The sequence below is a fragment of the Paenibacillus sp. DCT19 genome (assembly GCF_003268635.1).
Lineage (GTDB): Bacteria > Bacillota > Bacilli > Paenibacillales > Paenibacillaceae > Paenibacillus.
In genome coordinates this window covers 4,198,890-4,221,712 of sequence record NZ_CP029639.1, presented here as the reverse complement: position 1 = coordinate 4,221,712, position 22,823 = coordinate 4,198,890, and the positions used below count along the sequence as shown (strand labels likewise).

Annotated in this window: 22 protein-coding genes; 21 read left to right on the top strand and 1 reads right to left on the bottom strand. The window is 44.5% G+C overall.

The window, feature by feature from the left end; genetic code table 11:
- Positions 1–51: 51 nt before the first annotated feature.
- The 19 genes from DMB88_RS19160 to DMB88_RS19070 all read left to right on the top strand — a co-directional run bounded on the left by DMB88_RS19160 (position 52) and on the right by DMB88_RS19070 (position 18,408).
- Positions 52–885: a SpoIIIAH-like family protein gene (locus tag DMB88_RS19160; RefSeq protein ID WP_128102632.1), complete on the top strand. Its 834-nt coding sequence runs from the start codon at positions 52–54 to the stop codon at positions 883–885.
- Between the two features lie 138 nt (positions 886–1,023).
- Positions 1,024–1,491 (top strand): acetyl-CoA carboxylase biotin carboxyl carrier protein, encoded by a 468-nt coding sequence (gene accB, locus DMB88_RS19155; protein WP_128102631.1) that lies wholly within the window; start codon positions 1,024–1,026, stop codon positions 1,489–1,491.
- 55 nt (positions 1,492–1,546) lie between these two features.
- On the top strand, positions 1,547–2,890 hold the full coding sequence (accC, locus tag DMB88_RS19150; protein WP_128102630.1) for an acetyl-CoA carboxylase biotin carboxylase subunit: 1,344 nt from the start codon (positions 1,547–1,549) through the stop codon (positions 2,888–2,890).
- A gap of 220 nt (positions 2,891–3,110) precedes the next feature.
- The gene (locus DMB88_RS19145; protein ID WP_128102629.1) at positions 3,111–3,521 is read left to right on the top strand and encodes an Asp23/Gls24 family envelope stress response protein; all 411 of its coding nucleotides are present in this window, start codon (positions 3,111–3,113) and stop codon (positions 3,519–3,521) included.
- Positions 3,522–3,658: 137 nt separating this feature from the next.
- Positions 3,659–4,198, top strand: coding sequence for an alkaline shock response membrane anchor protein AmaP (gene amaP / locus DMB88_RS19140; RefSeq protein ID WP_128102628.1), 540 nt, complete (start codon positions 3,659–3,661; stop codon positions 4,196–4,198).
- Between the two features lie 14 nt (positions 4,199–4,212).
- Positions 4,213–4,446, top strand: coding sequence for a DUF2273 domain-containing protein (locus tag DMB88_RS19135; protein ID WP_128102627.1), 234 nt, complete (start codon positions 4,213–4,215; stop codon positions 4,444–4,446).
- Positions 4,447–4,662: 216 nt separating this feature from the next.
- Entirely contained in the window at positions 4,663–5,115 is a 453-nt protein-coding gene (nusB, locus tag DMB88_RS19130; protein WP_128102626.1) for a transcription antitermination factor NusB, read from the top strand.
- A 50-nt stretch (positions 5,116–5,165) separates the two neighbouring features.
- Positions 5,166–6,023: a bifunctional methylenetetrahydrofolate dehydrogenase/methenyltetrahydrofolate cyclohydrolase FolD gene (folD, locus tag DMB88_RS19125; RefSeq protein ID WP_128102625.1), complete on the top strand. Its 858-nt coding sequence runs from the start codon at positions 5,166–5,168 to the stop codon at positions 6,021–6,023.
- Between the two features lie 8 nt (positions 6,024–6,031).
- Positions 6,032–7,393 (top strand): exodeoxyribonuclease VII large subunit, encoded by a 1,362-nt coding sequence (gene xseA, locus DMB88_RS19120; protein ID WP_128102624.1) that lies wholly within the window; start codon positions 6,032–6,034, stop codon positions 7,391–7,393.
- On the top strand, positions 7,383–7,631 hold the full coding sequence (gene xseB, locus DMB88_RS19115) for an exodeoxyribonuclease VII small subunit (RefSeq protein WP_128102623.1): 249 nt from the start codon (positions 7,383–7,385) through the stop codon (positions 7,629–7,631). The genes xseA and xseB overlap by 11 nt, the downstream gene beginning before the upstream one ends.
- Positions 7,624–8,529 carry a polyprenyl synthetase family protein gene (locus DMB88_RS19110; protein ID WP_128102622.1) on the top strand — a complete coding sequence of 302 codons (906 nt, stop codon included), beginning with the start codon at positions 7,624–7,626 and terminating at the stop codon, positions 8,527–8,529. Before xseB ends, DMB88_RS19110 begins: the two co-directional genes overlap by 8 nt.
- 283 nt (positions 8,530–8,812) lie before the next feature.
- The gene (gene dxs / locus DMB88_RS19105; protein ID WP_128102621.1) at positions 8,813–10,720 is read left to right on the top strand and encodes a 1-deoxy-D-xylulose-5-phosphate synthase; all 1,908 of its coding nucleotides are present in this window, start codon (positions 8,813–8,815) and stop codon (positions 10,718–10,720) included.
- Positions 10,721–10,833: 113 nt separating this feature from the next.
- Positions 10,834–11,679 (top strand): TlyA family RNA methyltransferase, encoded by an 846-nt coding sequence (locus DMB88_RS19100; protein ID WP_128102620.1) that lies wholly within the window; start codon positions 10,834–10,836, stop codon positions 11,677–11,679.
- An 84-nt stretch (positions 11,680–11,763) separates the two neighbouring features.
- Positions 11,764–12,249, top strand: coding sequence for a hypothetical protein (locus DMB88_RS19095; RefSeq protein ID WP_128102619.1), 486 nt, complete (start codon positions 11,764–11,766; stop codon positions 12,247–12,249).
- Positions 12,250–12,281: 32 nt separating this feature from the next.
- Positions 12,282–12,731: a transcriptional regulator AhrC/ArgR gene (gene argR / locus DMB88_RS19090; protein ID WP_062324373.1), complete on the top strand. Its 450-nt coding sequence runs from the start codon at positions 12,282–12,284 to the stop codon at positions 12,729–12,731.
- A 51-nt stretch (positions 12,732–12,782) separates the two neighbouring features.
- On the top strand, positions 12,783–14,519 hold the full coding sequence (gene recN, locus DMB88_RS19085) for a DNA repair protein RecN (RefSeq protein WP_128102618.1): 1,737 nt from the start codon (positions 12,783–12,785) through the stop codon (positions 14,517–14,519).
- Between the two features lie 101 nt (positions 14,520–14,620).
- Positions 14,621–15,952: a SpoIVB peptidase gene (gene spoIVB, locus DMB88_RS19080; protein ID WP_128104508.1), complete on the top strand. Its 1,332-nt coding sequence runs from the start codon at positions 14,621–14,623 to the stop codon at positions 15,950–15,952.
- Positions 15,953–16,144: 192 nt separating this feature from the next.
- Positions 16,145–16,963, top strand: coding sequence for a sporulation transcription factor Spo0A (gene spo0A, locus DMB88_RS19075; RefSeq protein ID WP_128102617.1), 819 nt, complete (start codon positions 16,145–16,147; stop codon positions 16,961–16,963).
- Between the two features lie 470 nt (positions 16,964–17,433).
- Positions 17,434–18,408: a GGDEF domain-containing protein gene (locus tag DMB88_RS19070; protein ID WP_254438256.1), complete on the top strand. Its 975-nt coding sequence runs from the start codon at positions 17,434–17,436 to the stop codon at positions 18,406–18,408.
- Between the two features lie 113 nt (positions 18,409–18,521).
- Here DMB88_RS19070 and DMB88_RS19065 read toward each other — a convergent pair whose 3' ends face one another.
- Complete coding sequence (locus DMB88_RS19065; protein WP_128102616.1) at positions 18,522–19,325, bottom strand: hypothetical protein; 804 nt, start codon at positions 19,323–19,325, stop codon at positions 18,522–18,524.
- A gap of 189 nt (positions 19,326–19,514) precedes the next feature.
- Between DMB88_RS19065 and DMB88_RS19060 the strand changes: the two genes are divergently transcribed.
- Together DMB88_RS19060 and DMB88_RS19055 are read left to right on the top strand one after the other, a co-directional pair.
- Complete coding sequence (locus tag DMB88_RS19060) at positions 19,515–21,491, top strand: AraC family transcriptional regulator (RefSeq protein WP_128102615.1); 1,977 nt, start codon at positions 19,515–19,517, stop codon at positions 21,489–21,491.
- Positions 21,492–21,649: 158 nt separating this feature from the next.
- Positions 21,650–22,684, top strand: a complete 1,035-nt coding sequence (locus tag DMB88_RS19055) for an NAD(P)/FAD-dependent oxidoreductase (protein ID WP_128102614.1) — start codon at positions 21,650–21,652, stop codon at positions 22,682–22,684.
- Positions 22,685–22,823: the final 139 nt, after the last annotated feature.

Below are 22,823 nucleotides of genomic sequence, written 5' to 3'. Positions count from 1 at the left end.
CAATTGTAATCAACTAACTCAAGATTGAATTTATTCGAGGAGGAAGTATTAATGAATAACAAACGCCAAACGGTATGGCTTGTATCTATGCTCAGTCTGATGGTTATTTTGTCTGCATATTACCTCTTTACAGAAGACTCGGGTCCTGTAAATCCACCTGTTGCCGATAGCCAGCAAGTAGATGGAATGAAGCAAGATGAGGCGACAGAGACAGCAGGTATTCTGGATCCAACAGAGGGATTGGTTGTGAACGAAGTTGTTACTGGCGGAGAAGTTGATGAAACGGATGCAACAGTAACGGAAGGTACGACAGCCGAAACGAATGATCCAGCGGCCACCGAAGGTAAGGGAACGGCAGAGCCGGGCAAGACCCCTGCTGCAGAATCGAATGAGGGTAAGAGTGAGCCAGGTAAGGAAACAGACAAAGGAACAACAGCTAGCCCTGATGCAAGTGGAGCAACAGAGGGGAATGCAGCTAAAACGGATGAGGAAGTTCTGAAAGAGATGGAAGAGCAGAACACAGCAGTGTCGGCTAGCAGTCAGTTCCAAAACTATCAATGGCAGCGGGAAGAAAGCAACAATCAAAAATATGAGGAGCTCATGACCATCGCTGGAGATCTCAGCAAAACACCAGAAGAGAACGCTAAAGCTACGGAGCAGCTCCGTGAACTTGAAGAGAGAACAGCTAAGATTAACGGAATTGAAGAGACGCTCTCCCAGCAATTCTCCAATGCGATTATTGAAGAAAACGAAGATAAGTATAAAGTCGTAGTGCTTAGTGACAAACTGGATGTAAAACAAGCGGTATCCATTGTGGATTTGGTGATGAAGGAACTGGCTGTCACACAGAATAAAATCAGTGTTCAATACGTGACAGAACAGTAAGGTAAGGGCTGGAGTAGAGGCCTGGGAGCTTGTTAAAGTCCCGGGCTCTTTCCATTTTTAACGATTATGATATAATACATAAAGCCATATGACCGTCTAAGTGAGACTGGCATGATGCCGAAGGAGTGAATAATGCTAATGTTTAAATTGAGCGAGATCAAAGAATTGATCAAACTGGTAGATGAAAGTTCCGTTCAGGAGTTGGAAATTGAAAATGAGGGATCACGTCTCTCTATACGCAAACCGGGTAAAACGGAATATGTTCAAGCAGCTGCTGTGCAACCTCAAGTTGTTACTGCTGCTCCACAGGTGCAACCTGCTGCAGTGGTTACTGAAACTGCACCACAAGCCGATACTACAAGCCATTTACATAAAATCGTATCTCCGATGGTGGGTACTTTTTACAGAGCTTCTTCTCCGGAAGCAGGTCCTTTTGTAAGCGCTGGTGATAAAGTTACCGAAAAAACAACGGTTTGTATCATTGAAGCGATGAAGCTGATGAACGAGCTTGATGCTGACATCAAGGGAGAAATCGTTGAAGTGCTGGTTGAGAATGGACAGCTTGTTGAATACGGACAACCTCTGTTCTTGGTTAAACCGGAATAACGTTTATTGCCCGAGATTGGCAACCGCATGAGCTTCGAAGGAGGACAATAACGAAATGAAATTTCAAAAAATACTGATTGCAAACCGTGGCGAGATTGCGGTTCGTATTATTCGTGCGTGCCGTGAGGTCGGTATTTCAACGGTAGCCGTTTATTCAGAAGCAGATAAAGATTCACTGCATGTACGTCTAGCGGATGAGGCGTATTGTATCGGCCCAACGTTGTCTAAGGACAGCTATTTGAATTTTACCAACATTATGAGTGTAGCCACGCTTACTGAGTGTGACGCCGTTCACCCAGGGTATGGATTCTTGGCAGAGAACGCTGACTTTGCAGAGATTTGCGAGTCTTGCAATATTACGTTTATCGGCCCATCTCCAGAGGCTATTACCAAAATGGGAGATAAGGCAGTTGCGAAGCAAACGATGAAGGACGCGGGAGTTCCGGTTATTCCTGGATCTGACGGACTCGTCGAAAGCATCGAAGAAGCGGTGATGATCAGCCGTGATATCGGTTACCCGGTCATTATCAAAGCTACCGCAGGTGGTGGAGGTAAAGGGATTCGTATTGCTGAGGATGAAGAGTCGCTGGTTAAACAAATTACTGCAGCTCAGCAAGAAGCACAGAAGGCGTTTGGTAATGCTGGCGTGTATCTCGAAAAATTCTTGACGGGCATGAAGCACGTTGAAATTCAGATCATCGCGGACAAGCATGGCAACGCAGTACACCTTGGTGAGCGTGACTGCTCCGTTCAACGTCGCCGTCAGAAGCTGGTTGAAGAGGCACCTTGCCCTGTCCTAAACGAAGAAGTGCGTACCCTGATGGGAGACGCTGCAGTGCGCGCTGCGCTTGCTGTAAACTATTCTGGAGCAGGTACATTGGAATTCCTACTCAGCCCAAATGGTGAGTTCTATTTCATGGAAATGAACACACGTATTCAGGTAGAGCATCCCGTAACGGAAATGGTTACTGGCGTTGATCTAATTCGGGAAATGATCTCGGTTGCAGAAGGTCATCCACTTTCATTCCGTCAGGAAGATGTGGTGATCAACGGTTGGTCCATCGAATGCCGGATTAATGCTGAAGATCCTGATCGCAATTTCATGCCATCTCCAGGTAAGATTGGATTCTATCTGGCACCGGGTGGCCCTGGTGTACGCGTGGATAGCGCTGCTTACCCAGGTTATACAATTTCCCCGTTCTATGACTCCATGATCGCAAAATTGATCGTATGGGGTGCTAACCGGGAAGAGGCCATAGCCAAAATGAAACGTGCTCTTGCGGAATTTGCAATCGAAGGGATCTCCACGACGATCTCTTTCCATCAGAAATTGCTGGAGCATCCAACGTTCATTCGTGGGGACTTCGATATTAAATTTCTTGAGGAAAACGAGATTTAATATGCATATTGGGCTTGTTTGTCATAATGTAGCCCAAATGATATAGTATTTAATAATAAGAGCGCATGTCTCCTGTAAAGGATAAGCCCGCTTTGCGGAGATAAAATGCAGGAGTTCCGGTAAAGCCGGATCGGAACGGTATCTGACGGTCGTAGACCTCGGTACCTGCGCCCTCACGGATTGCCGCAAACTTATCTCGCGAAAGGTGTGTTGAACAGTTATGAGTACATTACCGACAGAATTTGAACGAACGGATATCGGTGAAATCCAGATCGCACCTGAAGTCATTGAAGTCATTGCTGGACTGGCTACAGTCGAAGTAAAAGGTGTAGCTGGCATGAGTGGCGGATTCGCAGGCGGATTTGCTGAATTGCTTGGTCGCAAAAACCTTTCCAAAGGTGTAAAAGTCGAAGTAGGACAGCGTGAAGCTGCTGTAGATGTTTCCGTTATTATTGAGTATGGATACCGCCTTCCACAGGTGGCTACTGAAATTCAGCAAAACGTGAAACGTTCGATTGAGAATATGACAGGACTGAGTGTAAACGAAGTTAATGTTCACATTCACGATGTTCAATTCAAGAACGCTGAGAAAGTGGAAGAAATTGACGTGAACACACAGCGCGTCAAATAACAAAGGGCAGATTCCCCCGGCATAACTGCCGGGGTTATCCCGTCTTGGACAAGTCTTGAGTTCATCTGAAGTCTGACTGAAGATGAAGGGTGATTAACAGATGTCAATGTTAGTGAGCAAGGGAGGCTGTGCAGTTCGTGGCGAAAATACTGGATCGGCTTCTGTTGTTTATATACAGCATAAGCGTTGGAGCAATATCGGCAGCAGTTATTCTTCTGATTAGTGGAGTGCTGCCTTACGAATTGAATTACCAGCAGGAACAGAACGTCATTGTTGCAGCAATTGTTGCATCAGCGATTTTGTTTATCCTGAGTTTGCGTTTCTTCTATATCTCAGTTCGGCGTGAACGTGCTTCATTGCCATCTGTAGATCAGCGTACAGAATACGGTGATGTGCAGATCTCAATGGAGACGATTGAGAATCTCTGTTTGAAGGCGACTTCGCGTTTTCGTGGGGTTCGTGATGTAAAAGCACGCATTCGCGTGGTGGAGTCCGGGTTGGAGATTATGATTCGTGCAGTAGTGGACGGGGAGAGCCCGATCCCTGCACTGACTTCCGATCTACAAAAGGCAATACATGATCATGTACAGGAGATTACGGGTATTCCGGTTTCTTTTGTCACAGTATATATTGCTAATGTTACCCAGTCGCCTAACTACAAGAGTCGAGTGGAATGAGGTGAGTTTCACTGATGCTGTGGAGAGAGATATGGGATAGTCACAGAGGCCGAATATTAGGGATTGCCTTTGGTATCTTTTTTGGATTTCTTTATGTATGGATCGGTTTTTGGGATATGTTGTTCTTTGCACTTTTGGTGTTCATCGGTTATACGTTAGGCAGACGAAGTGATTCGAAGCTTGGATCTTTTATTCCCTGGAGGGAATGGGGACAATGGCTGGGAGATCGCTGGCGTATGTTTAAGTAAAAACCATCTGAGCCCTGCAATAGGTTTCTTCCGAAAATAGAGCTTAGTTTAATATGCCCGTTTTTTGGAGGAAACGTACTGCAGGTTTTTTTGTGAAAAGGGTTAACACTAACTCATCGAGGGCATTTTGTTATCTGTACGTGGAGTATGAATGCCCTGAATGATTATAAAATAAGCAGGATGACGCTTAACAGTAAGCGTTGCAGGAGGCAGGACATGAAAAGACGTTTAGCAAGGGAAATTGCAGTACAAAGTCTATATCAAATGGAAATGAACGAAGTGAGTGCGGCTGTGGCGGTCAACATGTTGATTAACGAAGCGGCTGAAGAGAACGAAACAGATGTAGTTATTCGTGATGCTGATACGATGCGTACCTATGTAACGGACATTGTGCAAGGAACATGGAACCAAAAAGAAGCTATCGATGGATTGCTTGTGGATTACCTTAAAGGTTGGCAGATTAGTCGTCTGTCCCGTGTTGATCGCCAGATTTTGCGTCTTGCGGCTTTTGAGATGGTCTTCCGTGAAGATGTTCCAGCCAAAGTTGCAGTCAATGAAGCGATTGAGCTGTCGAAGCACTTTGGTACGGATGAATCCGGTAAGTTTGTTAATGGTGTGCTAGGCCGCATGATTCAAGAAGTGAATACCCTCAAAGAAAAATTGTCTTGATTCAAGCATCAGTATTACACACGATATATTCGCATAAGGGAGAGAGTACAATGACAGCAACTATTATTAATGGTAAAGAAGTGTCCCAAGAGATCCGCGCAGGCATAACAGCAGAAGTAAAGCAGCTTAGCGAACAGGGGGTAGTGCCTGGTCTGGCAGTTGTGCTCGTCGGGGAAGATCCGGCATCCCAAGTTTATGTGCGTAATAAAGAAAAGGCATGTCATGACCTTGGCTTCTATTCCGAAGTACATCGACTAGATGAAAGCACCTCTCAAGAGGATCTGCTAGCATTGGTGGACAAGCTGAACAATCAGGACAGCATTAACGGAATTTTGGTTCAACTGCCACTGCCGAAGCATATTGAAGAGAAAGCGGTCATTGATGCAATTTCCGTTGAAAAGGACGTGGATGGCTTCCATCCTGTTAACGTGGGAAACCTTGTAATTGGTGATGATAGCTTGCTTCCATGTACACCTGCTGGTGTAATCGAACTGATTAAACGCACAGGTCTGGAAATGTCAGGTAAGCATGCGGTTGTTATTGGACGTAGTAATATCGTTGGTAAACCAGTGTCCCTGCTTCTTCAACGTGAGAATGCAACAGTGACCATGTGCCATTCACGTACTGCGAACATGAAAGAAATTACACGCCAGGCTGATATTCTGGTGGTAGCTATCGGACGAGCTAATTTTGTAGATGCAGATTATGTGAAGCCGGGTGCAGTCGTTATTGATGTTGGCATGAACCGTCTAGAGAACGGCAAACTAGCTGGTGATGTTGATTTTGAAAGTGTAAAAACGGTATCTGGTCCCATTACTCCAGTTCCAGGCGGCGTAGGTCCTATGACGATTACAATGTTGATGCAGAATACATTAATCGCAGCCAAGCGTGCGCACGAATTGGCATAGGATAGTCTGTGGCAGAGCAACAGATCTATTCCATTAAAGATCTGAATCGGTATATCCGGATGAAATTGGAGTCCGATCAGATCCTGTCGGACGTTTGGTTACGCGGAGAGATTTCTAATTTCACACATCACTCCAGCGGTCATATGTATTTTACTCTGAAGGATAAGGACAGTCGCATCAAAGCAATAATGTTTGCTTCACATAATCAGAGATTACCTTTTGTGCCCAAAGAGGGTGCGAGGGTAATCGCAAGAGGGAACGTATCCGTATATGAGCGGGATGGACAGTATCAATTCTATGCCACCCATATGCAGCCTGATGGTATCGGAAGTTTGTACTTAGCCTATGAGCAGTTGAAGAAAAAGCTCGAGGAAGAAGGACTATTCTCTCCATCACGCAAAAGAGCGATTCCTCGTTATCCACACACCATAGGTGTCGTGACCTCCCCAACTGGAGCAGCAGTTCGTGATATTTTAACGACGTTGCAACGGCGGTATCCTTCGGCCAAGGTGGTTTTGTATCCTGTGTTGGTACAAGGAAAGACAGCGGCACCCTCCATTGTAAAAGCCATTGGTAACTTAAATCGTCTAGGGGAAGCGGATGTCCTCATTGTTGGTCGTGGGGGCGGTTCGCTTGAAGAATTATGGGCGTTTAATGAAGAGATCGTAGCTAGAGCTATCGTTGCATCAACAATCCCTGTTATCTCTGCTGTGGGACACGAAACCGACTTTACGATTGCAGACTTTGCAGCTGATTTACGTGCTGCAACACCTACGGCTGCTGCTGAGCTTGCTGTACCTAACCGTGCTGACCTGCTTGACCAGATAGAGCGGAGACAACGTCAACTCCAGCAAAGCTTGCGTCAACGAGCTGTGCATAATCGTGAGCGTCTTGCAAGGTTGCAGCGTTCTCCAGTCCTTGTGAATCCTAGGCGGTCGTTGATGCAGCACACGGAACGTTTGGACATGCTTCATCAACGTATGCTTCGAACGGTGGATACAAGGCTCAAATGGACGGGAGAAAAGCAGGAACGGTTGCTCGCTGCGCTCCAGCGTTTTAATCCTCGTGAACAGGTTGCAGTTGCTCAGCGTGAGCACGCAGCTGCCAGACGTCAATTGGAGCTTACGATGAAGGCGATAACCAGATCCAAGCAGCAACAGTGGAAAGCTTCAATTCGGCATTTGGATGCGCTCAGTCCGCTAAAGGTCATGTCTCGCGGGTATAGTCTCGTGTACGACGATCAGGAGCAGCGTTTAATTAAATCATTGAAAGATGTACAACCCGGTGATTCAATCAAGATTAAATTAACAGACGGGCAGCTGGACTGTCAGGTTTGGGGGATGAAGGAGGACGATGACCATGGCGAATGAACCGGAACTGAATTTTGAAGAAGCGATGGCAGCGTTGGAAGACATCGTAAGTCAGCTGGAGCACGGGGATGTTCCTCTAGAGCAAGCTATTGACTTGTTTCAGCGAGGCATGAAGCTTTCGCAACTTTGTGGATTGAAGCTGGAGCAAGTGGAACGTAAGATCGAGATGATCGTAGAAGAAGATGGGGAACTTCGTAAGAAGCCGTTTGCGGATGAGAGTGGTGAAGTGAATGAATAATCGTCCTGTATTTGAATTGTATCTTCAGGAGATCACAGAGCAGATCACCAACGAATTGAAGGAAATCCTTCCTGCTGAATGGGACGTACCACAGTCTCTGCGTGATGCGATGCAGTATTCATTAATGGCCGGAGGCAAACGTCTTCGACCGCTGCTGGTCGTCGCTGCGGCGGAAGCTTTCGGTGCGGAGCGTCAAGCTGCGCTTCCGGTAGCCTGCGCCGTAGAGATGGTTCATACGTACTCCTTGATCCACGATGACCTACCTGCTATGGATAATGATGACTATCGCAGGGGAAAATTAACGAATCATAAGGTATTTGGGGAAGCAACAGCAATTCTCGCAGGTGATGCATTGCTAACACATGCTTTCTACAGTATCGTTCAAGCAGGGCGTAAGAGCGGGGTTCCTGCGGAGTCACTGCTCTCCATCGTTGAAGATCTGTCTGAATTGGCCGGTGCTCGAGGTATGGTTGGCGGACAGGTAGCTGATATGGAAGGCGAGCAAGGGTTGACGAACCTTGAACAGCTACAATACATCCATCTGCACAAAACAGGGGATCTAATGGTGTTCTCCCTTATTGCAGGTGCACGGATTGGCGGAGCAACACAAGGACAACTGGAGGCACTACGAGTTTTCGGTAGAGATTTGGGGCTTGCTTTTCAGATTCAGGACGACATTCTTGACCTCACTGGGGATGAACAGAAGATGGGCAAAAAAACGCAAAGTGACGTGAACCAACAAAAGGTCACTTATCCTTTCTTTATTGGTTTGGAACAATCGCAAGAGCAGGTTAGAGAGCTGACTCAATCGGCTAAAGATGCACTCGACAGAGCAGACCTTACTGATTCCTCCAGACTGATGGAAATTGCAGATTACTTAATGCGTAGAGACCATTAACTTGTGATTCAATTCAGTTAAATTCTGAAAGTTCTGTTTCAATTGTTTTAGAACCGTGTAATGATATTGATGTTCTTTTTATAGGAGCGGAGTCTTGTTAACCAAGGATACATAATGATCTAATAGGGTGTCCCTGCTGGCGATAATACGTGGTAGGGGGAGTAAAGTACCGTACATTATGATTCCTTTTCATTTATGTTATAATGATTTAATGTCAATTCATGAATTATGCATGAACATATTACACAAAATTCAAACATTCTAGGAAAGCGGGGAGATTCTCGTGCTGCTTCCACAAATTAAACAACCCAGCGATCTGAAGTCGATGTCTCAAGATGACCTTGTTTTATTGTCGGCGGAGATCCGGCAGTTTCTCATTGAGAAATTGTCCGCTACAGGGGGGCATCTTGCACCCAACTTAGGAGTGGTTGAGCTCACGGTTGCCCTGCATTACTGTTATAACAGTCCGGTAGATAAAATGATCTTTGATGTTGGGCATCAGGCATATGTACACAAAGTCCTTACAGGTCGTATGGATCGATTCGATACTTTACGTCAACACAATGGTTTGTGCGGATTCGTTAAACGTAATGAGAGTGAACACGATGTATGGGAAGCCGGTCATAGCAGCACTTCGTTGTCTGCAGCGATGGGTATGGCACTTGCTCGTGATCTTAAAGGTGAAGACAATAAAGTTATACCGATTATCGGTGATGGAGCGCTTACGGGCGGTATGGCCTTTGAAGCACTCAATCATATTGGCCATGAGCAGAAGAAAATGATGGTCATCCTCAATGATAATGAAATGTCCATTGCTCCAAACGTCGGAGCGATGCATAAATATTTAAGTAAAATCCGTTCGGATCGTCACTATCTGAAAGCCAAAGACGATGTGGAGGGAATGCTGAAAAGGATTCCTGCCATTGGTGACAAATTGGCTAAATCAGCGAGTTGGATCAAAGACAGCGTGAAATACATGATGGTTCCAGGCGTTCTTTTTGAAGAGCTGGGATTCAAGTATTTGGGTCCGATTGACGGTCATGATATTCCTAAACTGATCGAAGCGTTCAAACAGGCAGATAACGTTGAAGGTCCTGTGTTAGTTCACGTCCTTACAACCAAAGGTAAAGGTTATCAGCCAGCAGAAGCCGATTCGCATAAGTGGCATGGAATCTCACCGTACAAGATCGAATCTGGTCAAGTTCTAAAGGCTGTTGGAAAACCGATGTATACCGAAATATTTGGTCAAACGTTAGTTGAACTGGCCAAGGAAGATAAGCGTATTGTAGCGGTGACACCAGCGATGCCTACGGGCTCGGGTCTTATTCCATTCAGTAAGGAATTCCCGGATCGGATGATTGATGTTGGTATTGCAGAGCAACATGCGGCAACGATGTCCGCAGCACTTGCTATGGAAGGATTAAAACCGATCTTTGCGGTATACTCCACCTTCATGCAGCGTGCATACGACCAGATTGTGCATGATATTTGCCGTCATAACGCTAATGTCATCTTTGCTATCGACCGTGCTGGATTCGTAGGGCCAGATGGTGAAACGCATCAAGGTGTGTATGATGTGGCATTCATGCGTCATATTCCGAACATCGTATTGATGATGCCAAAAGATGAAAATGAACTGCGCCATATGATGAAGACGGCGATTGAGTATAATGATGGACCTATCGCTTATCGTTATCCACGGAATAATGTCGTTGGTGTGCCGCTTGACGAGCAACTTGTGCCGATTCCAATTGGTACATGGGAGCAGATCAGACCAGCGGAAGGGTACGCAATAATTGCATCAGGCTCCATGCTGCAGATTGCGGAGGAAGCTGCTGAGTCAGTGAAGAGAGAAGGCATTGCGGCTGGCGTAATTAATGCTCGATTCATCAAACCACTAGATGAGCAAATGCTGCGTGAACTGGCTGTACGAGGCACTAAAATTATTGTGCTCGAAGAGGTCTCTCAGGCGGGAAGCATGGGTAGTGCTGTGCTGGAGTTCTATGCAGAACAAGGATTACACGATGTTCAAGTTCATTTAATGGGTATTCCTGATCGATTTATCGAGCATGGTAGCATTAACGAGCAACGGGCAGAAGTTGGCCTTACTGTGGAAAATGTAAGCTCTGAACTGCGTTCGATGGTAGCACAGTCATCGTATAACATGACGCGAACCAAATTTCCATCATAACAACTGGGTTGCAGAAGTGTGATCCTAAGATGAATTGGTAACAAACTTTTGATGTGATCCCAGCGGGTGCATCGCCTGAATGGTTAGCATTAACTTGATGATAGGAGAAAGACATGTCACTCCCGAAAGAACGAATTGATGTTCTGCTGGTCGAGCAAGGTTATTATGAGAGCCGTGAAAAAGCAAAAGCGGCCATTATGGCTGGACTAGTGTATGCCAATAATGAACGAATTGAAAAGGCTGGGATGAAGATTCCACGGGAAGCAGAATTGAAGGTTAAAGGTTCTGTTCACCCCTATGTGGGTCGAGGCGGCTTAAAGCTGGAAAAGGCAATCCGTCATTTCAATCTCGATATGAACGAACGGGTTATGCTGGATATTGGTTCGTCTACCGGTGGTTTTACGGACTGTGCATTGCAGCATGGCGCTTCCCATGTTTACGCTATTGATGTCGGATACAATCAGTTGGATTGGTCTTTGCGCAACGATGAGCGGGTTACGGTCATGGAACGAACCAATTTCCGTTACGTTACACCGGAAGATCTGACGGGGCCAGTACCGAACTTTGCGAGTATTGATGTCTCTTTCATCTCACTCCGCATTATTTTACCGCCACTAATCGCTCTACTTCATCAGCCTGCGGATATCGTAGCTCTGATTAAACCACAGTTCGAGGCTGGACGTGAGAAAGTAGGCAAGTCAGGTGTTGTTCGGGATACTGGGGTGCATAAGGAAGTGCTGGAAACGATGCTTCGTTATGCGAATGAACTCGGATTGAAGCTGAAGGATCTGACCTTCTCACCGATTACTGGTGGAGAAGGCAACATTGAATTCCTTGCACATTGGCGACTGGAAGAACCAGACGCAACACAACCAGAGAACAATGTGGCTGACCTAGATGCACTGGCACAACAGGTTGCAACACAAGCTGCGCATACATTTAAGGGAAACTCATCATAAGATGGGTTTCTTTTCGCTGGAAAGGTGATCCTAATAACAGGAGAATGACCAATCAACCGCGAATAAGTCTTCGAGGTGAAGACAATGGATGGGCAATATGACACAATTATGATTGGTGTGTTTGCTATCTGTTTGATCGTGTGGTTATTTTACGGGTTGCGCAACTGGATTAATCGGCCGCAGCCTGTAAGCTTGACTGGCATGCAATTGAATGTAGATATTCAGGATTCGCCTGCAATTGACCTGCTCGAAGCACAGGGGTATGAAGTCATCGGTGGTAAGATGAAGGTACCTCTTGCTTTTGAAGCGAATGAATCGGTGTTTCACAGTAGATTATTCATTGATTATGTCGCGCAACAGGATGGATATCGATATCTTGTGAAGACATCGAGGCGCAGACAACCTGTGGAATTCACAGGATCAGGCCTTCGAGATCGTTTTCTTCCTTATTTATTGTTATATCCCAGCTGTGAGGGCTTGTTATATGTGGATCTTGAGGATTCAAACGTGAAGCTAATCCGACTGATGGATTATGAGGAAGATGCTTACGATGGTGAAGATCTGGATTAAGATCAAGGCAATTATTAGAACTGGAGGCTTTTATGAAAGGACAACGACACATTAAGATACGTGAAATTATAAGTCAGAATGAAATTGAGACCCAGGATGATCTCGTTGAAGCATTGCGACAATCTGGTTTTCAAGTGACTCAAGCCACGGTATCCAGGGACATTAAAGAATTGTTATTAATTAAAATCCCTATGGATGATGGGCGCTATAAATATTCTCTTCCAACAGATCAAAGGTACAATCCGATCCAAAAGCTGAAACGCGCATTAGTGGACAATTTTCTACACATTGATCATACGAACAATCTGGTTGTTATGAAGTGTTTGCCAGGAACGGCGAACTCCATTGCGGCGTTGCTGGACAATATCGAGTGGACGGAAGTGATGGGCACGATCTGCGGAGACGATACGATCCTGATTATCTGCCGTACTGAAGATAACAGCGTTACAGTGATTGAACGCATTATGGGTTATATTTCCTAGAGACGATATAAATCGAAGTGCTGAGTTTTGTCATCCGGAGGTGTTTAGCAGATGTTAGTGACATTATCGATTCGCAATTTGGCTGTTGTTGAAGAAGTGGACGTAGTATTCCATGCTGGCTTCCATGTACTTTCAGGGGAAACCGGTGCAGGTAAATCAATTATCATTGATGCCCTTGGTTTAATTGCAGGTGGGCGTAGTTCTGCTGATCTTATCCGTTATGGCTGTGAGAAGGCAGAGATGGAGGCTCTATTTGAAATGGAGCAAGGACATCCGGTATGGGATACGCTGGAGAAGCTAGGCATTCACTGTGAACCTGAAGAGCATTTGGTCATTCGGCGGGAATTGAATACCCAAGGTAAAAGCACCTCTCGAATTAACGGCCAATTGGTGAATTTAACGATGCTTCGTGAGGTTGGCGAGAAGTTAATCAATATTCATGGTCAGCATGAACATCAGAGTTTGCTTCGTCCAGAGAGCCATCTGGGGCTGCTGGATACGTATGGAGCGACGGTCATTGGACCTGTTAAATCCGAATACCAGGCGCGTTACAGCCAGTTTATTGCTGCGGAGAAGGAGCTGCGTGCTCTTCAGGAGTCCAGTCAGCGAGCATATCAGTTGCTGGACATGTATCGTTTTCAACTTGAAGAGATTGCAGCAGCCAGTCTTATAAGCGGAGAAGATGAATTACTCGGAGAAGAACGGGTCAAACTATCCCATAGTGAGAAAATGATGGACAGTGTTGCAGGTGCATATGATCTGCTAAGTGGGCAACGTGGCTTAGAAGCCGTAAGTATCGCTCTTTCACGAATTGAAGATATTTCTGGTTATGACAGCAAAGGCCTACAGCCAATTGTGGAGCAGCTGCAATCAGCCTTTTATCAATTGGAGGATGCAACGTTCCAACTACGGGATTATCGCGAGAAAATTGAGTTTAATCCAGGTAGGCTGGAAGAAGTCGAGCAGCGATTGAATTTAATCTCTGGGCTTCGACGTAAATATGGAGACAGTGTTGAACTTATTTTGAATTATTACGAACAGATTAGCCACGAGACCGATCAACTTGAAAATAAAGATGAACGCTTAGAGAAGCTCCGTAACCAGCGCGATAAGCTGCTTGTTCTGGTCATGGAATCGGCTGAGGAATTAAGCCGGGTGCGGAAACAATGTGCGGAAGACCTCGCTGCACAGGTGGAAAGTGAATTGAAGGATCTGCAGATGGAGCGTACAACGCTACGTGTGCAAATTACTCCTTTTGAAGATCCCAAAGGTATCGAGTGGAATGGGCGACGTATCCGGTTGACCCGTCAAGGCGCGGATAATGCTGAATTCTTAATCTCTCCGAACCCTGGGGAGCCACTTCGTCCTCTTGGCAAAATCGCTTCAGGCGGTGAATTGTCGAGAATGATGCTGGCGATGAAGAGTATTTTTGCACGTCATGATCGCATTCCTGTACTGATCTTTGACGAGGTGGACACAGGTGTGAGCGGTAGAGCCGCTCAATCCATCGCTGAGAAGTTATTCAGACTGTCCTCTACCTGTCAGGTGTTCTCCATTACACACTTGCCACAAGTGGCTTGTATGGCCGATCATCAGTATCTGATTGAGAAGCACGTTGTGGATGGACGTACCATGACGCAAGTGGAATCGCTGTCAAACGAGGGAAGAGTGAAGGAATTGGCACGTATGCTGGGCGGCGTGGAAATTACAGAAAAGACGCTGCATCACGCACAGGAAATGCTGAATTTGGCGGAAGCCAAAAAAGGGGGAAACGAGCGGCTGGCGTAATGATTGACAGTAATAAAAGCCTGGGGGCGAGGTTATCTTATAGGTACGCAATTGGCGACCACCTTTCGTCAAGCGAAAGAAGCAAAGGGAGTGTGACAGCCATTGAATTCCCCCTCAGGAAGAAATTGCTAGGTCTTTTATTTGCCTTCTTTCTCTGTTTAATTAGCCAGGCGATTCAGCCTGTGCAAAGTTATGCCTCTTTGCCTGACGAAGTTCAGGTATTTGCAGGTAGGCAAGCAGAGGTTCGTCTTGCTGTGCCTGCTACTTCAAGTGCAGTTGTGGATCGACCGGATATCGTTGGTCTAGATGGACAAGAACAAGCCGTAAACGTAACTAAGCAGGAGCCGCTTCACCTTCACCCACAGCAAACAGGTCAAGCGAAATTAACCTTGAAATTGTGGGGCAAAATACCGGTAAAGACGGTTAACGTAAATGTTATTCCAGATTTGCGTGTTGTACCCGGGGGTCAAACCATTGGCGTCAAAGTAAAATCTGCAGGCATTCTGGTGGTCGGTCATCACTTAATTCGTGCTGGACAAGATCAACGTGTATCGCCTGGAGAAGATGCAGGAATTAAGCTTGGTGATCTCATTACCCATATGGATGGTAAACGTCTAGATGGTGTAGGCGGTGTAGCTGAGGCAGTCGAGCGAGCAGGTAAAAGTAAAAAAGGGATTGATGTGGTTCTTAAGCGGGGCGAGGAAACAGTCAAAACCCGTTTAACACCTGCCTATGATGCAGAGGATCAGACGTGGAGATTGGGATTATACATTCGTGACTCTGCTGCTGGAGTTGGCACACTGACCTTTTATGCACCTGACCAAGGCGTGTACGGGGCACTGGGACATGTGATCACCGATATGAATACTCAAACATCCATCGTTGTAGGTAGTGGTCAGATTGTACAGTCCAATGTGACGTCTATTTCCAAAAGCGAATCTGGCGATCCAGGTGAGAAGCGAGCACATTTCCTGAAGGAAAGTAAAATTTTGGGCAATATTGAGCGTAATACGGCATTTGGTATTTTCGGTAAAATGTCTAACAATCCTGATCACAGCTTATATTCGAAGGGAATTCCAGTAGCCTTTTCTCGTGAGGTGAAAGAAGGGCCTGCTGAAATTCTGACTGTCGTTGAGGGTCAACAGGTTGAACGGTACTCCATTGATATTGTGCATGTGGCGGATCAGTCGGAACCAGCTACGAAAGGGCTCGTCTTGCGAATCACCGATCCAAAGTTAATTGAGAAAACCGGTGGTATTGTTCAAGGGATGAGTGGGAGTCCAATTGTGCAAAATGGCAAGCTAATCGGCGCTGTAACGCATGTATTCGTTAATGATCCTAAATCGGGTTATGGGTGCTTTATTGAATGGATGTTGCAAGATGCAGGAGTCATGCTCAAAAAGGAAACATCTAAAAATCTTAAGGCAGGTTAATCCGCCTTAAGATTTTTTGTCGAATGAATACATAAATGCTCGGATAATGAAATAAATTATTTATTATATAGCAACGAGAAAAAAAAATAAAGAAAAATAATTTTCGACAGAAGGAATTTCCTCTCTCATGTCGAAAATTTAACCTGTAAGGAATTGTACGAAATGATGTTTAAATTAAAGGAGGATACCGTTTTGCAAAAAATTGAGGTATTGCTGGCCGATGATAATCGTGAATTTACGAATTTGCTTGCCGAATATATATCCGAACAGGAAGATATGGAAGTAACCGGGATTGCTTACAACGGAGAAGAAGTTCTGCAATTGCTGGAACAGACTCGTAATGTGCCGGATGTATTGATTCTGGACATTATCATGCCTCACCTGGATGGTCTGGGTGTGCTTGAGCGTCTGCGTAATTTGAATCTGTCTCCACAGCCTAAGGTCATCATGTTAACTGCATTCGGGCAAGAGAATATCACACAGCGTGCCGTGCAACTCGGAGCTTCATATTACATTCTGAAACCATTTGACATGGAAGTTCTCGCGAATCGTGTGCGTCAGCTTGTTGGTTCACAAACAACGATGTCATCGAATAATAGCAACAGCAGCTCATCCATGTTCATGAGTAAGTCTAACGTGGTGCCTATGGGCAAACACAAAAATTTGGATGCGAGCATTACTTCGATCATACATGAAATCGGCGTTCCTGCGCATATTAAAGGATATCAGTATTTGCGTGAAGCCATCACAATGGTGTACAACAACATCGAAATTTTGGGTGCAATCACCAAAACGTTGTATCCAGCTATTGCCGAAAAATTCAAAACCACGCCGTCCCGCGTCGAACGTGCCATTCGCCACGCCATTGAAGTGGCATGGACTCGCGGTAATATCGACAGCATCAGCCACCTGTTTGGCTACACCATCAACATCAGCAAGTCGAAACCGACGAACTCCGAGTTCATCGCAATGGTTGCTGACAAGCTGAGAATTGAGCATAAGGTGTCTTGAAAGGATCCGGAACAACACATCTGAGAACTTATTATGCATAAGTGTCATTCGTGACAAATATCCACATAAATGAACTTATCTAAACCCAGTAGACGATTTCAGTTACTGGGTTTTATTTTTTTGTAACCGGGTATAACAATCCAGTACATAGCGGTTTTTTGTTACAATCCACTGTTAACAATTCTCTTAAAAGGTGTATAAAAGTATATGTTTTCCAGCAGTATTGGCGTGGGAGTGTTCTATTCTGCCAGTAAAGAGGAGCATAAGATACTTTTTCCTGAGTTTTTAGACAAGATAGGCATTGACCCAAAATTGACCTCAGATTTAATTTCAAACTTTACGTTAAATTGATTCTTTTTATAGGTGAAGGTGGTACGATATGACTACATATTTTTATAACATTATAGGCATACCGAATTATACTATTTAATAGAAGTTTCCGATTCTACATAAAGAGCGATGAGAAGAAGGTGAGCGGTATATTTACACACATCGGTGATATCGCAGAAAATATTCCTGTTATTACGTCTGACACGAAATGTGAAGCTGTATATCGTCTTTTTAGATCTAATCCGAATCTGGAAGGTGTAGCAATTGTAGGAGCAGAAGGTATGCCGTCATTATTGATGCGGGCGCGTTTTTTTCAACAGATTGGCACGCAGTATGGGTATAACTTATATATGGGGCGTCCTGTAGAGCTTGTGATGAACAATGGCCCGCTCGTGGTTGATTATATGGAACAGATCACGGACGTTAGTATTCAGGCTATGAATCGCTCAGAGGAAGAACTGTATGACCTTGTGCTGGTTACATCCAAAGGAGCATTGAGTGGGGCGATAAGTATCCGTCGCTTGTTATTAGCTGTTGCTGATGTTAGAGCCGAGATGGCAAGCTTCATGAATCCGTTGACGGGTCTTCCGGGCAACCGAATTATTGATGATCGTTTATGCCAATCCTATCTGCTGGAGCGCTTTAGCGTGCTTTATCTCGATCTCGATTATTTTAAGTCATATAACGATAGTTATGGTTTTAAAATGGGGGACGCGCTTATCCAAGCAACCGCTGATTTGTTGCGTCAATATTTTACTGTGCCGGAGGCATTTTTAGGTCATATCGGCGGTGATGATTTTATTGTTATTTTGAATCACCATGAATTTCGTAAAGACTGCGAGGAAGTTATTGCAGGCTTTGAAGAGCTCAAAAGGGAGTTTTATAACAGCCAATATTTGGAAAATAATCACGTTGTAGGGGCAGGACGCTCTGGACTACACGGTCAGATTCCTCTCGTTTCTCTGTCTATATCGGTTGTTACGAATCGCTCCAAAAGCTTTGCTCACATTGATGAGGTCATTCATGAGGCGACACGGATTAAGAAAATTTGTAAATCGACGATAGGCAGCATTATTTGTGACAATGAAGAGACGGTGACAAGTCTTAATCCTTAGTTTAAAGATATATCTATCTTCTAAAAACGATACAAAACCGTTACCAGATCGATGAGTAAAATCACATTTGGTAACGGTTTTTCGTGTCTACATGTATACATTATGTAATTGGCCTAGATACGAACATCAATAGACGGATAGGTTTGAACGTTTGCGCTATCTTGTGTTGTAGCTGTGTTAGATTTTTGATCCTGTGAAAGCGATGAATCTTGAGCTGACTTAGAAGTTTCCCCTGTTTGTTTGTCTTCAATAGTGTGCTCTTCTGATGCAGAAGTAGAAGGAATCGTTGTTGCTTTCTGGCTCGATGGCTGATGGATGTCCTTAATTAATTCCCCGAGCTTCTGATCTACTTTATGAATTTGGGACTGTATATCTTGTACAGCCTCACGTTTTTTCTGGAAAACGGTGCGCTCCGCATTAGCGAGCATATCTGATTTTCCTGTATCATTCTCCGCATTAATCTCCAAGACCAGCCGATCGAAGTTGGTCTCGCCTTCAATCGTTTGAATCGAGCTATTCATCCGTTCACGCATCCCAACTAATTTTCCTAACTGATCATAGGTTTGACTATGCTTGATTAGGTGATCCATGGAAGGGAGCTGATTCTCTTCATCTGGTTTATTGTTTTGTTGCTGCTGGGTGTTTTCAGGTTGTCTAGATTTATTCTTCTCCTGTAATTCCTCTGCCTTAATCTGAGCAATCTGACTGTCAACCTGGGCTATAGAACTGGTTAAGGATTTAACTCGTTCCGCTTTTGTTTTAATATCAAGCTCATCATTAGCTCTAATTTTCTGTAAATCTTCATTTAATTTGGTCTTTCGTTGCATCAGTGCTTGAATTTCTTTATCTCGATTGGACTGCATGTGGCTAGGATTAAAACTGTTATTGGATTTGGATGCAGGCGATATTGAACTCATCGTCTTCTCTCCTTATTCGTTATTTTCTAGACTTAATTACATATATCGGATGTTAGGTGAAGGAAGTGAATATCTTCGTTGGGATCTATCTTGTGTAGTTAACTAAGTATTGCATCTATACGCATTTTAAATGATAATGGTTATCAATGAATTGAGAGATAATGACGAAGGTGGATTGGAGAGTCATAGATGCATTTGAACGAACAAATTAAGCACTGGAATCAAGCGGCTGTGAAGATTTTGGATATTCGTAGGGTGATACTTAAGCCTGGAGAAGAGGTGAAAGCCTATGAATTGCCGGCAAACGGATTTATGTACGCAACTCGTGGCTCTGCATGGATTAGAATAGATGGACAAGAGCATGAAGCGAATTCATTTTATATGCTCCATGTAGCCAAAGGTTCTCGTCTTCAACTTCAGGTGAGAGAAGAATTCGAATATGTAATTCTCTTTTATCGCGCATTTCTGGCGTTCCCCAATATTCGAAACACGTGGCGATTGGAGCAGCGATCGTCTTCTCCCTTTGTCCAACAATATGCGTTTACTCCCCACACACCACTTAGTTTAATGAGGCATTTGGATCATCTGGAGAGGGCATGGTTTCAGGCGGATAATATGGATAGGCTCTATGTGAAAAGTCTGTTTTATCAATTTATCCATGAGTTAATGCTTCAGTTGTCCGCAGAAGAGAGCTCGGTGATGATATCAGATCCGGTGCAGCATACGCTCCGTTATCTTCATGACCACTACAGGGAACAAGTAACACTGGATGATCTGGCTGAACTCTTCAATTATAGCTCTCGCCACTTATCCATGCAGTTTAAACAGAAAACAGGTTCAAGTCCGATTGACTATTTAATTCAGATCAGACTGGCTGAGGCTCGCAGAATGTTAATCAAATCGAATGTGACACTGAAAGAAATTGCATTAGAAGTGGGATATACCGATGTTTATTACTTCAGTAGATTGTTCAAAAAACACGTCGGCATCTCCCCAATTCGCTATCAGCAAAAGGTACGTGAGCAAGAGATTATAGAGGATCGTCCATTACAGGTCTCCGAATCGTCCATTGGCTGGAGATGGAAGCGAGGATATATTGGTTATGAGAATCATTATCAATATATAGACGGAGGGTCTACACCGATGAGAAGAAAGAAAACAACATCAGGCATGTTTATAATTGCGTTGTTAAGCTTAACCATGCTGTTATCCGCATGTGGAGCAGGTTCAGCCACGCCAACAGGAAATGAGGGTACGGCAGCGAGCTCCAACAATAACAATACGACAGTGGCTTCAACATCAGAGCAGGGCAATCAGGCGAATACAGATAGCGGAACCCGCACTGTATCTACGGTCAAAGGTGATATTGTTGTACCAGCTGATCCTAAGAGAGTCGTTGTATTGTATCTTCAGGGAGATGTTGTAGCCCTAGGAATTAAGCCGATTGCTACATCAGATGTATATGATGGGGCAGCTTACAAAAATGAGCTTGAAGGTGTCAACTCGCTCGGAACATGGTTTGAACCTAATCCTGAAGCAGTCATTGACCTTGACCCAGATCTAATTATTGTTCCTTCGGAGGAGACATATAATCTATTAAAAGATATCGCACCCACAGTCTATATTCCTTATGAGAAATTAACTACAGAAGAGAGGCTGGTCAACATCGCCAGTATTTTCGGCAAAGAACAAGAAGCCGAGAAATTGCTTACCGATCTGAACAGCAAAGTTGAAGAAAGTAAGAAGACACTTGCAGATGCAGGCATTCTGGATAAAACAGTTTCCATTGTAGAGGGTGGCTTCAAAGGCATGGTGGTCGTGGAAAGCAAGCAATTTGGTCGAGGCTCCCAAGCAGTTTACGAATACCTGGGCATGAAAGCACCTGATATTGTTCAACAGAAAATTGATGTCGTTTCGGATGCTGCTGGCTCCACGGTATCCATGGAAGTTCTCCCTGAATATGTAGGAGATTATTTGTTCCGCTCCACATATGAAGGCATGGACAATTTGACGGATAATCCGATCTGGAGTAGTATCCCAGCAGTCAAAGAAGGCCGTTTAATAGAAATTGATTTTGATTTCTTCTATTACTCTGATGTATATTCAATCAACAAGCAGCTTGATTTCGTGGTCGAACACTTGTTGGATGCACCAAAAGTGAAGTAAACGAAGTATGATGAGATAAATATCATGATTGTACAAAAAATGTTTGTTATTTATCCATTGTAATTTGATAAGTTTCCCATTACACTAGGAATTGAATGATAATGAGAATCGATATCAAATGGTCGCGTGTTATGGATCGAAATAACGGAGGTAACGTAATGGACCAAACATTGGAATTGTATGATGTAACAATTATTGGCGGAGGCCCTGCTGGGATGTACTCTGCATTTTATAGTGGTATGCGTGATATGAAGACCAAATTAATTGAAGCTCGGGATCAACTTGGCGGACGCATGTTGTTTTATCCTGAGAAGATGATCTGGGATGTGGGCGGTGTTACGCCTACACTATGTGCTGACTTGATTAAGCAATTGGAACAACAGGCTAGAACGTTTGAACCAACCATCGTTTTTGAACAACAGATTGAAGGGTTTGAGCGTCAGCCAGATGGAACTATTATTTTGACTTCCTCCACAGGGGAGAAGCATTGGACTAGAACCGTCATTATGGCAATTGGTTATGGCATCTACAAGATGGCGAAGCTTGAGATTGAAGGAGCTGATCGTTTTGAGGTGACCAACCTACATTATACCGTACAGGAATTAGAACCTTTCCGTGGGAAGAAAGTATTGATCTCTGGTGGGGGAGATTCCGCCGTCGATTGGGCGAATGAACTTGAGCCGCTCGCTGAACAGGTGACGGTCGTGCATCGTCGTGAGCGGTTTGGTGGCTTGGAGCGTAACGTTCTACGTATGAAGGAATCTTCGGTAGATGTGCGTACCCCTTATGCTGTGGAGACACTGCACAGTACGAATGGTGAAGTGATTGAGCAAGTAACCATCTCTCACATCGAAACGGGTGAAAGTGAATTGCTCGATGTAGATGCAATTATTGTAAACCACGGTATGAAGAGTGACTTTGGACCAATCCGTGATTGGGGCTTAGATCTTGGAGAGTGGCACGTGAGTGTATCCGAGAAGTTACATACGAATATTCCCGGAGTGTTCGGAGCAGGGGATTTTGTAAACTATGGCAGCAAGCTGCATCTCATTGCAGGTACGTTTACGGACGCAGCCCTTGCGGTAAATAGTGCGAAGCTGTATATGGATCCGGAGGCAGACAAAGTAGCTTATGTATCTTCCCATAACAGCAGGTTTAAAGAGAAAAATAAAGCTCTTGGTGTAGAACAGTAGATCAATTCATGGATCGATTAAGTGGACTTTGAATAAATAAATCTTCAAAATAAGGAAGCGGCTTTGGATCACCCAAAGCTGCTTTTTCACATGGAATTGTATGATTTTCCCTTATCTGTACATTCTAAAAAATGCAGTC